Source organism: Rossellomorea sp. QJM3NY_18, from assembly GCF_056173145.1.
This window is the reverse complement of sequence record NZ_CM149659.1, coordinates 2,504,828-2,517,639: the sequence shown is the minus strand read 5'-3', so window position 1 is coordinate 2,517,639 and position 12,812 is coordinate 2,504,828. Positions and strand designations below refer to the sequence as shown.

Below are 12,812 nucleotides of genomic sequence, written 5' to 3'. Positions count from 1 at the left end.
CTATCCTTATATGGAAGTGTAAGGAGTGGTTGTGCATGCCAAAAATACTCTCAGTGGAAACAGAAGTTCCGCCTGTGAAAATCACGCAAAATGAAGCCGCAGAGTTTGCGAAGCAATTGTTTTCTTCGAGTTTTAGAGACATAGGACGTCTCATAAGTGTGTTTCAAAACGGCGAAATAGAAAGCCGTTATTTTGTGAAGGATTTGGAATGGTTTTCGAAGGATCATACCTTTAAGGAAAAGAACAATGAATTCATCCACCATGCCGTAGAATTGGGGAGTAAAGTGATCCATAAGAGTCTTTCCCGTCATAGGCTCACATTGGAAGATATCGATGCCATCATCACCATATCAACATCGGGTCTTTCAACCCCGAGTCTGGAAGCGCGAATCATGAATAGGCTGCCGTTTTCCCCCCATATAAAACGAATTCCCATTTGGGGATTGGGTTGTGCAGGGGGAGCGAGCGGTCTGTCGCGGGCGTATGAGTACTGCTTAGCCTTTCCACAGGCCAATGTTCTTGTTCTTTCAATCGAACTGTGTTCATTGACTTTTCAGCACGGGGATCGATCAAAGAGCAATTTGATCGGAACGTCCCTTTTTGCTGATGGTGTGGCATGTGCCCTTGTTTGCGGAGATGAAAGTCCTTTATTAGAGAGCGTCGTGCATCCATTACCAAGGATCTTTGCGACTCAGTCGACGCTGCTTGAGGACTCCTTGGATGTCATGGGATGGGAAGTAAAGGAAAATGGATTATATGTGGTATTTTCAAAGGATATTCCGACACTTGTGAAAAATTGGCTCCGCCCGAATGTAGAGGGGTTCATTGAAGCGAACGGGGTTAATCTCCGGGACATTAAGCACTTTGTGGCCCACCCGGGTGGAAAGAAAGTGATCGAAGCATACAGGGATGCTTTAGGGATGGATGAAAATATGACAATCGAATCGATGAAGGTGTTGAAGGAATATGGGAACATGTCCTCTGTCACGATTCTTTATGTCCTCAAAGAATTTATGGAAAAAGGCTGTGAACTGGGGGATATCGGCCTCGGCACTGCTTTGGGACCGGGGTTCAGTTCTGAGCTTTTGTTGATGAGGTGGGAATGATGCTATACTTTGTATTGTTTTTCTCGGTGTTGATGATTCAAAGACTGGTTGAACTGTCTATTGCAAGATCAAATGAAAAGTGGATGAAGGAGCGGGGGGCCAAAGAATACGGGCAGTCTCATTATAAGCTGATGGTCGTCATCCATATTGCATTTTTCATTTCCCTGCTCATTGAAGGAGGGATCTTTCACTCCGGGGTCAATCACTATTGGCCGTTATTACTTGGCGGTTTTATCCTGACTCAGCTCGGGAGGATCTGGTCGATTGCTTCTCTCGGAAAGTATTGGAACACTAAAATCATCGTCCTCCCACAGGCTGAAGTCGTAGCGAAAGGTCCATATAAACTTTTGAAGCATCCGAATTATCTGATTGTAACGCTTGAGTTTCTGATTGTTCCATTACTCTTTCATGCCTATTGGACCCTTTTAATATTTGCATTATTAAACCAATTCATTCTTTCTATCCGAATCCCACTGGAGGAACACGCCCTAAAGGAAGAGACGGAGTATGAGAAGGTCCATCTCAATACGAAGGGATGGATTCCCATATTCAAAAAAGAAAAATGATTTTCTTATTGAAAATGATTATCAATTTTGATAAGATTCTAATTGAAGATGAAAATTATTCTCAAGTACAAGTATCATTACAAAAGGGTGGGGACAAGAATGGTATGGTTTTTGATATTGTTTACTGTAGTAGCGTATGGCTTCATGATGAAGTATGTTTTATCTAATGTAGTGAAGAATCCGGCACAACGGAAGAACATATCTTCATACCAGACGAACTCGAAATCTTTTGTTCGATCAAACTTAATCGCAACGGAAACCACACGATAAACAGGGCCTTCTTCTTCGGAAGAGGCTTTTTTTGTCTTTGTTAGTAAAAATGACAGCTATTATACTTGGACCGTTCCTTTCCGCTTCAGGCACTTGCTTTCCTCGGGGAGGAAGTCAAGCCTCCTCGGGCTTTTGCCCTGCGGGGTCTTGACTTTTCCTCTATTTCCCGTAGGAGTAAAGTGCCTTCCGCTCCAATCCACTCTGTGCTTCTACAATTGAGAGATAAGATTAGACAAATACCAATAATGATTCAATTGATCACACGTAAAACCGTGACTTAGTTATTTTTAGAAACATGCTTCTATATTGCCTTTCCCCCTCATCCAATCATCCGCATATACTGTTATCATTCTCAAATCCCCCTTTCCGATATGATTTCATAGAGAATTTGATTCAAATACGATAAAATAAAAACGTTATCATTCTTCTTAAGTGCAGAAAGGAATTAGATTAGACTATGAGCCAGATTAAGCATACAAGTACACATTTACATAATACGTTTAAACAGCTAACGGCTTACTACGACATTTTCCTCCAGAACGGGGATGGGGAAAGGGCCGGAAAGGTGGAACGGTTGGCTGAAAAGTTGAAAAATCATGAATTGATCCTTGCTTTTTGCGGTCATTTTTCCGCTGGAAAGTCCACGATGATCAACCGGTTGATGGGGGAAGACATCCTTCCATCCAGTCCGATTCCAACCAGTGCGAATTTGGTGAAGGTTCATCACGCACAAACGGACTTTGCGAAAATTCATTATCATCAATCCCAGCCTCTATACTTTAAGGCACCGTATGATTTTGAGACCATAAAGGAATTTTGCAAAAACGGGGAAGACGTGTACTCTGTGGAAATCGGACGGAAAAATAGTGAAGTGCCTGAAGGGGTTTCTGTTTTGGATACCCCGGGAGTTGACAGTACGGACGATGCCCACAGGCTGTCTACGGAATCGGCGATCCATCTTGCTGACGCAGTCTTCTATGTAATGGATTATAACCATGTCCAATCACAGGTGAATTTTGAGTTCACCAAGGAAATGGTGCGTCATGGTGTCAAACTGTATCTGATTGTGAACCAGATCGATAAGCATCAGGAGGAAGAATTGTCTTTCACCCAGTTCCAGGAAAGCGTCAAGAATTCATTCGCCTCTTGGGGTGTAGTACCCGATGGGACGTTTTTTACAAGTTTGAAAAATCCCGATCATCCCTGCAATGACCTTGAAAACTTGGAAGCACTGATTGATAGCGTGGTTAAAAAGAAGGATGAATTGATTGAAGCATCGGCAGTCTCGGCTATTTCACAATTGCGATCTGAACATGAGAAATGGTATGAGGAGGAACTTGAAAAACTTGAGGATAGAGCCCAGGATTTCTTTACAGAGGAAGAATGGAAAAATAAAGACTCCATTCTTCAAAAAGAAAAAAGGCTCGTTGAGACCCTGGCAAAAAATGATATGAGATCCATAAAAGATCAATTCGAAGAAGATCGAAGAGAGATCCTCAAAAATGCTTATTTAATGCCTTTTGAAACAAGAGAATTAGCGAAGGGATTTCTGGAAAGCAGACAACAGGACTTTAAAGTCGGCTTCCTGTTCTCCAAGCAGAAGACAGAAGAAGAAAAAGCAGTGAGACTTCAAAAATTCAAGGACGATATCAATTCCCGGATCGAATCTCAACTTGAATGGCACTTAAAGACTCTTGGTAAAAACATAGTGAAAGAATATATCCCTTCATCTGATCAACGCGTGGAATGGGATCGATTGAACCTTGAAGTGGACGATCAATTCCTTGTAGGTTTAATTAAACAGGGGGCAGGAGTTTCGAGTGATTATGTTCTTCAATACTGTGATGATCTTTCAGAGGAGTTAAAAAGGAAAGCCAGAAATGAAACGAACGGGTTGATTGAGTCACTGATAACGGAAATGGAAAACTCATCGCCGGAAGAGCATGCTGGCATGGAAGAAGAACTCGAGGAGCTACAGAAAAAAACAGGCATCATTTATCAATGGAATTCACTGGATGAAGAGAAGGACGCCCAAATCAGAAGGTTGAACAAAGCTGAAGTTGATCCAAAGCGTGCGGAGACGATTATTGCAGAATGGACCTTGAAATGGAAAGAGAGAGAGGAAAACTTTACACTTGCGTCCAACGTGGTTCTGGATCGTAAAGAGGGCACGGGACGTGAGCGTGACGTAAACCAATCCCAGGACATCACGGAGCAGGTCTCGTCAAAAGAAGAAGCGATTCAACGGTTAGAAACGATGGCGAATGTGTTCAGGAAGTACAAAGGGTTTAACAACATGGCACATCTATTGGACGGTAAGAGAGAGCGCCTCTCGAATCAATCCTTTACCATCGCATTATTCGGTGCCTTCAGTGCCGGTAAATCATCGTTTGCCAATGCCCTGTTAGGAAGAAAAGTACTTCCGGTGAGCCCGAATCCCACTACAGCGTCCATCAACAGGATCAATCCGGTATCGGAGGGGTGTGAGCACGAAACGGCCCACGTACAAATCAAATCCGAGGAACAGCTATTGTCAGACATTAATCATTCCCTTTCTTTTTTTAAACGGAATGCATCTTCTCTGGCCGAAGCCACGGGACTGATTCCTGATTTATCGACTGATGGGAGCGGGAAAGAAAATGTCCACCTCTCTTTCCTTCAAGCCTTTCTAACAGGGTATCCTTTATTTAAGGAAACCCTTGGCAGGCGGAGGAAGGTCGATCTTGAAGAATATAGAGGGTATGTAGCAGATGAGGCGAAAGCTTGCTTTGTGGAGGCGATCGATCTCTATTTCGATTGTGATATTACAAGACAGGGGATCACCCTCGTCGATACACCGGGAGCTGATTCCATCAATGCCCGACATACCGGTGTTGCTTTCGAATATATCAAGAATGCCGATGCGATTCTTTTTGTGACCTATTATAATCACGCATTTGCCAAGGCAGACAGGGAATTCCTCATTCAATTGGGGCGTGTGAAAGACACCTTCGAAATGGATAAAATGTTTTTTGTCGTCAACGCCATCGACCTCGCAAGTGATGAAAAGGAAAAAAATGAAGTCATTGATTATGTGGAAGACCAATTGATTCAATATGGAATCCGTTTTCCAAGGATTTTCGGAGTATCATCTCTGCAGGCATTTAAAGATTCCGATTCTCATCATTCTGGTATGGATGTATTCAAGAAGGAATTCCAAACCTTCATACAGAATGAATTAGTGAGCATGAGTATCGAATCCGCACTTGGTGAGTGGGAGAGAGGGTTGAAACGTTTTCAACAATATCTCCACTCGGCTTCAAGCGAAAAGACGTATAAACAATCAAGGAAGCAGGAGCTTTTGGAGCGGAAGTCTAAGATTGTTTCCCTTATTGATAACGTATCCCAGGAACCCCTTACAGTAGAGATGATGCAGGAATCAAAGGAGCTCGTCCACTATGTGAAACAAAGAGTGTTTTTCAGGGTCTCGGATTTCTATAAGGAAGCATTTCATTCCGGATTATTTCTCCAATATCCATCCCAGTCCCAGGCAATCGGTGAAGGATTAAAGGAATTTTTATCAAGTATCGGGTTTGATCTGGCTCAGGAAATGCGGGCTACCTCACTTCGGATTCAGCAGTTCATTCAGAAGCAGCTCAGAGATCAATGGGGTGTCCTGGAAGAAAAAATCCAGCGGGTTGAACAAGATCTGGTCCTATCCCCAATGGATTATAAAAATGAAACGACCATCGAATTTGAGAGCGCATTTAACCAAACGGAACTGCGACCATTCGAAGAAGCTTTTTCAACATTCAAGAATCCAAAGCAATTCTTTGAAAAAGGCGGAAAGAAAGTGGTTCAGGAAAAATTGGAGGCATTGCTCCAAGAACCTGCAGACACTTACCTGACACAAGAACAGGCAAGGTTGGACACATGGGGCCAAACCTATTTGGAAGAACAATTCAAGTTGCTTAAAGATGAGTTGCTAAGTCAGGTGATCGATCAAATTACATCTTATCTGGAAGCCCTCGATACCGTACAGGACCTGGATCAGCTGAAGCGGGATTTAAAACAGCTCGAGAAGGTTTAAAGAAAAAGGAGGACATTCACTGTGAATCCTTATCATTGCTGTGCTACCTGTGTTCACATTCAAGGAGTGAAAAAAGAGCAGAAGACATCCTATTATTGTTCAAGACTGGGCTATGAGACCAAAACCACCTATCAGTTTTCCTGTTGGGAACCGAAGGAAGAAGTACTGAAATTGATGAAGAAGAGGGGGATGAAATCATGAGTGTGCTGGTAGATGCGGACTGGCTTAATGAACATATGGACGATGGGAATCTCAGAATCATCGATTGTCGTTTTTCGTTAGGGAATCCAGCAGAAGGCCGGGAAAGTTACAATGAGAGCCATATTCCCGGTGCCATCTTTTTTGACCTTGAAAAGGATTTATCCGGGTATGTGAAGAAGCACGGGGGACGACACCCCCTCCCGAATATGAAGAATTTCCTGCGCAAGGTGGAGGATGCCGGGATCGATAATCATACAACCATCGTAATCTATGATGAAAAGGAAGCGGCTTTTGCGGGCAGATGCTGGTGGTTGTTCCATTATATCGGTCATGAAAATGTCTATATCCTGAGTGGTGGATTTGCCGCGTGGAAGAAGGGTTCCGGAAAGACGGAGTCCACCGTTCCCCATTATCCGCCAACAAACTATCGTCCGAGCGTTAAAGACGACATTTTGGCCACTGTGGATGAAATACAATGTATCGCAAACGGAGATAGGAAGACCCTGTTGATTGATTCGAGGAGCAGGGAACGGTTCTCTGGTCGGGAAGAACCGATTGACCGGATACCGGGCCATATTCCCGGCGCGATCAACCTTCCATGGACGGAAGGGATGAATGATGGGTATTTCCTTGGGCCCGATAAGCAGAAGGAACGTTTCTCGAAGCTTAAAAAAGATGACCCCATCATTGTCTATTGTGGATCTGGTGTAACAGCAACACCAAATTTCATCGCACTCAAGGAAGCTGGATTTACCGATGTGAAGCTCTATGCAGGGAGCTATAGCGATTGGGTTTCATACGAAGAACACAAAGTGGAAACAGAATAATGCCGGGTAGCTAATTGTAAGTGGTTCATCTCTTTTCCAATTAGCTATTTATGCTGATATGTTATACTTTAAAAGGTATGTACGAAACGACGTGTTTAGGAGTGGATGACTTGGAAAATAAAAATGAGCATTTATTATTAATAGATGGAATGGCATTATTATTTCGATCTTTCTTTGCAACGGCCGTAACGGGCCAATTCATGATGAACTCAAAAGGCCTCCCGACCAATGGGGTCCAGGGGTTCATGAAGCACCTGCTGATGGCTGCGGATCATGTGAAGCCTACACATATCATTGTTTGCTGGGATATGGGGAGCCAGACGTTCCGTAATGAAGTGTTCAACGATTATAAATCGAATCGGAATGCACCGCCTGTCGAACTGATCCCTCAGTTCGACCTTGCAAAAGAAGTGGCCGAAGGATTTAATCTCTCCAATGTTGGCGTGGTGGGCTATGAAGCAGACGATTGTATAGGGACCCTGGCTAAGCTCCATCAATCCGAACGCAAAGTGTCCGTTCTAAGCGGAGACCAGGATCTCCTGCAGCTTCTTGATGACAACATCGACATCATGCTGCTGAAAAAAGGTTTTGGGAATTATCAGACATATACGAAAGACCTCTTTGTTGAAGAAAAGGGCATTACTCCGGAGCAATTCATCGATGTGAAAGCACTGATGGGAGATACAAGTGACGGATATCCCGGGGTAAAAGGAATCGGGGAGAAAACAGCCATGAAACTGATTCAACAATATCACGATATATCCGGTGTACTGGCCAATCTTAATCAATTGACGCCTTCTCAACGTAAGAAGATTGAAGAAGATATGGACATGCTGCATGTTTCAAGGAAACTGGCTGAAATTCATTGTGAAGTACCACTTTCTGTTTCAGTTGAAGAAGCGAGATGGGATCATGTATCACATGATACACTTACGCTTGTGGACGAATTAGAGCTTAAAGTTCTTAGAAGGTTTTTAGTAGGTTCGAATGTGTTGGCGGCTTCAAGCTAAACCTGCCTAAACGTGATAGAAGTGTCAGGAACCCAGCCCTGACACTTTTTTGTTGTAGATTATTTTTTATTCGTTTTTTTAGCTGCATTTTCTAATGCGCTTTTCGGTTCGGCCGCGAATTCAGCATCTTGTGAAATTCCTTGCGGGTTTACGCTTTTAGCGCTCTTCCCTTTGTTTTTATTGTTCCCTTTAGTCATACATAAGACCCTCCTTTAGTGTGATCATTACTATTTTGTCTTTGTTACATACAATTATCCCATGTACAGAGAATATTAGGACACACTACGAATAAGGGAGGTGTTAGGGTGAATAAAGGAATCATTACGGCACTGATTAGTATCGCGTTAGCCCAAGGTTTGAAAATCCCGCTGCACTTTTTGAAAAAGAAGGAGTGGAAGCCTGAGCTGTTTTTTCAGACGGGGGGAATGCCGAGCTCACATAGTGCCGGAGTGGCATCTTTGACGACATTCATTGCGTTAAAGAGAGGGGTAAGAACGATTGATTTCGCTCTTTCCTTCATCTTTGGTCTGATCGTCATGTACGATGCCCAGGGGATTCGCCGCCAAACCGGTGAATTGACCCTTAAAGTAAATAGTCTCGATGAGCTTGTCAGGAAGGCGCATGAAAAGGAAACCGTTGAATTCGAGGAGAAGAAACCTAAGAGACTGAAGGAAATGCTCGGACACCAGCCCCAGGAAGTGGTAGGCGGCGCATTGCTTGGTTCCCTTCTTGGCTTCATTGCCTTCTTGTTTTCCAAAAAGGATAGGCAAAAGAAAAAATTTTCTGTAAGATAAGAGAAGACAAAGTGGCGATAAGGTGAGGAGAAACGTGAAAAAGACAACAGAGGAATTTCTCATAGATCTAGAAAATAAAGGATTTAAATTTCAGGAAGACGCGATTGGCTTCATCTATTTCGGCAAAAAATACACAGACGCCCCGGATGAACTGGTCAATAGTGCCATTGAAATCACTTTAAAAGCACAGAAACAATTTGACAGCAGTTTCTATATGTCCATATTAGAGAGACTCCACTCCCAGAAAATCTCCTCTAGAAAAGAAGCATTGAGGTGGATGGAGAAACAGGGATTGGCATAACCGAAAGACCATCAGAAGGGCATCGTATCCTTTCTGATGGTCTTTTTTAAGTAGTGTTTGTAGTTGGGATCACTTTTAGTTCAGATGAATGGCTTTACGGGCGAGCTCATCAGCTGCTTTATTTTCCTTGCTTGGTATCCACTTGACAAAGAAAAGGTTGATTTGCTTCGTCAAGCTCAATATATCGCGAAGCAGTAATTTATATTGTGCATTGCGTACAAACTCTTTCTCAATCGCATGAACGACCGCTTGAGAATCACTTTTCAACCATACGGTATCTGTCTGCTTCTCCAAACAGATTTCAAGTGCTTTTTTGCAGGCGAGGAATTCAGCTTCATGATTGTCCATGATCCCTAAAGGAATCGAATGTTTTTCCACCTCACCGTTGTATTTGATGAAAATACCGGCTCCACTTGGTCCGGGGTTCCCGGCACTTGCCCCATCGATATATACTTCTAACAATTGTATTCACCTCGTACATATTCATAATATAAATATAGTAGCATATAAAGAGGGATGAAGGAGGATGCTCGATGATATGCTTTTCACTGGGGTACTCTCTATATACATAGCAAAAGCCGGGTGAAATGCATACACCCGGGCTTCGGTCATCCCATATTCTTTGGAAATCGTTTAGCGAGATAGCCAAACGGGGTATCCATAAGGGAAATCACCCATTTGAGAAGGTAGGTTGTAATGAAAATCTCGAACCAGACGTGGATCGGATATTCACCAAGGAAGGCGATGCTTGTGAAGACGAGCGTGTCCAAAAGTTGACTCACCATTGTACTCCCGTTATTGCGGATCCAAAATTGGGCATCTGTTGGGAATTTCTTCTTCAGATACGTAAAGATATACACGTCCGTAAACTGACTTACAAGATAAGCGGCAAGGCTGCCAAGGGCAATCCGCGGGATGATGCCGAAGATCGTCGCAAGGGATTCTTGGGCGAAATCGTCAGGATGTGGTTGAAATATGAGCGCCAGTTGCATAATAATAGTCATAACGATCAACGTGAAGAATCCAAGCCAAACCGCTTTCTGTGCATCTTTTTTACCATATTTTTCGTTCAGGATATCTGTCACCAGAAAGGCGGAACCGTACATGGCATTCCCGAGCGTCGCAGTCAGACCAAAGATTTCAATTGTCTTGACGACCTGAAGATTTGCAAGTATTGTCGAGATCCCTATCCAAACGAATAGTCCGGTTCGTCCAAACATGCGATACATGATAAGTAAACATGAGAATGTAATGAGTACGAAAACAAGTCCAAACCATATATTAAACATAAAAAGTCCTCCTATCGTTCATAAGTGAATGAAACAATAGTCCTCATTATACAAATAAAAATGATTTTGAACAATAAAATGGAGTTAAGGGAGTGAAAGACGAATGAAAATAAAAATCAAATTTAAATATAAAAGCAAAACGGCTTCCGATATATGGTTTGAATCCGGTTTTTTCCAGCGGAAAGAAACACTGATTCATGTAGATGATCTAATGAAATCGGGTAGAGTCATCGATCTTGAAATCATTGATGAAATGGGGAACTCTTGGACAAGGAAAGAATACATCAAATTGAATCAGGAGTTAGAAAAGGAACCCGAAAACATTGTGGTGTTCTTTGATGGCGGATTTGATAAGGAAACGAACTATGCGGGTGCCGGAATCGTCATCTATTACGATAAAGGCGGGGAATCATTTCGAATCAGAAAAAATGCCCTTCTCGAAGAAATCGAAAATAATAATGAAGCTGAATACGCTGCATTACATATCGCAATCGGTTTGCTTGAAGAAATCGGGGTTAAAAATGCACCTTGTACGATCAAAGGCGATTCCCAGGTGGCAATAAAACAGCTGGGGGGAGAGTGGCCTTGCTATGAAGAGGGTTTAAGCAGATGGCTTGATCGGATTGAAGGATTGATTCAAAAGCTTGGGCTGAAACCCAACCTGATTGTCTTGAACAGGAAAGACAACAGAGAAGCCGATAAGCTTGCCAATCAGGCATTGGAAGGCATTAAGGTGCACAGTAATAAACGATTAGAATAATTCTTCTGTGTATTATATACTCTAATAATACAATGAAGATTAGCTGTGCGTGAAAAAATCTAGGAGTGATCTCATGAATCGAAAAGAAGTGGTGGATAAAGTGGATGAGCTTATAGACACCTACTGTAACGACTGCTTACTGAAAGCACACTTTCGCAAAGAGTATGGCAAAACGTATGCTCACCGCTTTTGCATAGAACAATGCACCATTGGGGAACAAATCCGTCATTACGGAGAATATTTGAACAAAAACGAGGCATATCAAAAGTAAAGGGCAGCCATTCTAGGCCGCCCTTTATCATTTTGATCTATTGTATTGTACGATTATAATTTAACTACGTTTGCAGCTTGTGGTCCGCGATTTCCGTCAACAACATCGAAAGAAACCTCTTGACCTTCTTCTAATGATTTGAATCCTTCACCTTGAATCGCTGAGAAGTGAACAAATACATCGTCTCCACCTTCAACTTCGATGAATCCAAAACCTTTTTCATTGTTGAACCATTTTACTTTACCATTTTGCATATTAGAATCCTCCTAAATCGTTCAAGCACAGCTGTGCCTCTGGAAAATAGTTTTCACGAAATGAGTGATCCTTATAGCTTTTAGAATAAGCCTAAAAATCGTTCATTTCAATGATGTCTTTACTATACAATATGACGTTTTTTGAGTCAACATTCGTCATATTTATTTAGGGTTTAGTCGACGGTGAAGAGATGAAGGTGAAGATTTGAGTTGAGCGGCGTTCCGTGTCCGGGTTGTATTCATCCGGTAGTTATAGTAAACTTTTAATGATATTTATGGGAATTTGGAGGGTAAAAAATGCCTACACCAAGTATGGAAGATTATATAGAACAGATTTATATGTTAATTGAGAATAAAGGTTATGCCAGAGTATCGGATATAGCAGAAGCTTTATCTGTCCACCCCTCCTCAGTTACCAAAATGGTGCAGAAGTTAGATAAGGACGATTATCTCATTTATGAGAAATACCGCGGTCTTGTTCTGACTCCAAAGGGAAATAAAGTAGGTAAACGTTTAGTATATCGACATGAGCTATTGGAACAATTCCTTCGTGTCATTGGAGTAAAAGAAGAACATATTTATGAAGATGTGGAAGGAATCGAACATCATTTAAGCTGGGATTCCATCGATCGCATCGGGGATCTCGTACAATTCTTCGAGGAAGAAAAGAGCCGGGTAGAAGGACTGCGGACGATTCAAAACCGCAGTGAATAATGATTTTATCCATTTACTAAAAGCGACGAAAAACATAAGACAAGGGTAAAGGACTTTCATTTTAGATGAAAGTCCTTTTTGAATATGCGGTTCAGAAATCAGAATATAGAAGGATAGTCGTTAAAAGTTCCATCCTCGACTGACAGACTGGATAGCTCCGTTTCTCCCCATTCATTCTCATTGAGTGTGACGCCATGAAGTAAACCAACAGACGCTTCCAATACGGCTTTCCGGTAGGAAATGATGCGGCCGGAAGAGGTTTGGAAGCTTATAATGTCTCCATGATAATTCCGTTGTACATTGGATATTTCTTCCATATCTATCACCTTTTCTATTCAGACTTTAAAATTAGTATGAACAAATCAGAAAGAAAACATAAT

Annotated in this window: 16 protein-coding genes; 11 read left to right on the top strand and 5 right to left on the bottom strand. The window is 42.2% G+C overall.

The genetic code is table 11. The annotated features are described in order from the left end of the window. Positions 1–35 precede the first annotated feature (35 nt). The 6 genes from AC0VXY_RS12930 (at position 36) to AC0VXY_RS12905 (ending at position 8,049) form a co-directional block, all read left to right on the top strand. Complete coding sequence (locus tag AC0VXY_RS12930) at positions 36–1,106, top strand: type III polyketide synthase (RefSeq protein ID WP_475525473.1); 1,071 nt, start codon at positions 36–38, stop codon at positions 1,104–1,106. Continuing rightward, on the top strand, positions 1,106–1,672 hold the full coding sequence (locus tag AC0VXY_RS12925) for an isoprenylcysteine carboxyl methyltransferase family protein (RefSeq protein ID WP_435994489.1): 567 nt from the start codon (positions 1,106–1,108) through the stop codon (positions 1,670–1,672). The genes AC0VXY_RS12930 and AC0VXY_RS12925 overlap by 1 nt, the downstream gene beginning before the upstream one ends. Before the next feature lie 727 nt (positions 1,673–2,399). Continuing rightward, a complete protein-coding gene (locus AC0VXY_RS12920) occupies positions 2,400–6,011 on the top strand; it encodes a dynamin family protein (RefSeq protein WP_475525472.1) in 3,612 nt (1,203 codons plus the stop codon). Positions 6,012–6,032: 21 nt separating this feature from the next. Next, positions 6,033–6,212 (top strand): hypothetical protein, encoded by a 180-nt coding sequence (locus AC0VXY_RS12915; RefSeq protein ID WP_435990361.1) that lies wholly within the window; start codon positions 6,033–6,035, stop codon positions 6,210–6,212. Next, complete coding sequence (locus tag AC0VXY_RS12910) at positions 6,209–7,039, top strand: sulfurtransferase (protein ID WP_475525471.1); 831 nt, start codon at positions 6,209–6,211, stop codon at positions 7,037–7,039. The genes AC0VXY_RS12915 and AC0VXY_RS12910 overlap by 4 nt, the downstream gene beginning before the upstream one ends. Positions 7,040–7,116: 77 nt before the next feature. Further along, a complete protein-coding gene (locus AC0VXY_RS12905; protein WP_435990363.1) occupies positions 7,117–8,049 on the top strand; it encodes a 5'-3' exonuclease in 933 nt (310 codons plus the stop codon). A 59-nt stretch (positions 8,050–8,108) separates the two neighbouring features. Here the strand turns inward: AC0VXY_RS12905 and AC0VXY_RS12900 are convergent, their stop codons facing one another. Then, positions 8,109–8,246, bottom strand: a complete 138-nt coding sequence (locus AC0VXY_RS12900; protein WP_098440074.1) for a small, acid-soluble spore protein L — start codon at positions 8,244–8,246, stop codon at positions 8,109–8,111. Between the two features lie 108 nt (positions 8,247–8,354). On the opposite strand from AC0VXY_RS12900, the gene AC0VXY_RS12895 reads away from it, so the two are divergent. Both AC0VXY_RS12895 and AC0VXY_RS12890 read left to right on the top strand, forming a co-directional pair. Continuing rightward, a complete protein-coding gene (locus AC0VXY_RS12895; RefSeq protein WP_060672394.1) occupies positions 8,355–8,843 on the top strand; it encodes a divergent PAP2 family protein in 489 nt (162 codons plus the stop codon). A 34-nt stretch (positions 8,844–8,877) separates the two neighbouring features. Next, on the top strand, positions 8,878–9,144 hold the full coding sequence (locus tag AC0VXY_RS12890; RefSeq protein ID WP_435990364.1) for a DUF6123 family protein: 267 nt from the start codon (positions 8,878–8,880) through the stop codon (positions 9,142–9,144). A gap of 75 nt (positions 9,145–9,219) precedes the next feature. On the opposite strand, the gene AC0VXY_RS12885 is transcribed toward AC0VXY_RS12890, so the two are convergent. Further along, the gene (locus AC0VXY_RS12885; RefSeq protein ID WP_435990365.1) at positions 9,220–9,606 is read right to left on the bottom strand and encodes a reverse transcriptase-like protein; all 387 of its coding nucleotides are present in this window, start codon (positions 9,604–9,606) and stop codon (positions 9,220–9,222) included. Between the two features lie 146 nt (positions 9,607–9,752). Beyond that, positions 9,753–10,433: a queuosine precursor transporter gene (locus tag AC0VXY_RS12880; RefSeq protein ID WP_475525470.1), complete on the bottom strand. Its 681-nt coding sequence runs from the start codon at positions 10,431–10,433 to the stop codon at positions 9,753–9,755. Positions 10,434–10,536: 103 nt separating this feature from the next. Between AC0VXY_RS12880 and AC0VXY_RS12875 the strand changes: the two genes are divergently transcribed. Then, a complete protein-coding gene (locus AC0VXY_RS12875; RefSeq protein WP_475525469.1) occupies positions 10,537–11,193 on the top strand; it encodes a reverse transcriptase-like protein in 657 nt (218 codons plus the stop codon). 73 nt (positions 11,194–11,266) lie between these two features. Beyond that, positions 11,267–11,464: a zinc-finger domain-containing protein gene (locus tag AC0VXY_RS12870; protein ID WP_435990368.1), complete on the top strand. Its 198-nt coding sequence runs from the start codon at positions 11,267–11,269 to the stop codon at positions 11,462–11,464. 53 nt (positions 11,465–11,517) lie between these two features. Here the strand turns inward: AC0VXY_RS12870 and cspD are convergent, their stop codons facing one another. Beyond that, the gene (gene cspD / locus AC0VXY_RS12865) at positions 11,518–11,718 is read right to left on the bottom strand and encodes a cold-shock protein CspD (protein ID WP_435990369.1); all 201 of its coding nucleotides are present in this window, start codon (positions 11,716–11,718) and stop codon (positions 11,518–11,520) included. Positions 11,719–12,015: 297 nt separating this feature from the next. Between cspD and mntR the strand changes: the two genes are divergently transcribed. Continuing rightward, positions 12,016–12,432, top strand: coding sequence for a transcriptional regulator MntR (gene mntR, locus AC0VXY_RS12860; protein ID WP_034758545.1), 417 nt, complete (start codon positions 12,016–12,018; stop codon positions 12,430–12,432). A gap of 98 nt (positions 12,433–12,530) precedes the next feature. Here mntR and AC0VXY_RS12855 read toward each other — a convergent pair whose 3' ends face one another. Continuing rightward, positions 12,531–12,749: a DUF3892 domain-containing protein gene (locus AC0VXY_RS12855; protein ID WP_475525468.1), complete on the bottom strand. Its 219-nt coding sequence runs from the start codon at positions 12,747–12,749 to the stop codon at positions 12,531–12,533. Positions 12,750–12,812 lie beyond the last annotated feature (63 nt).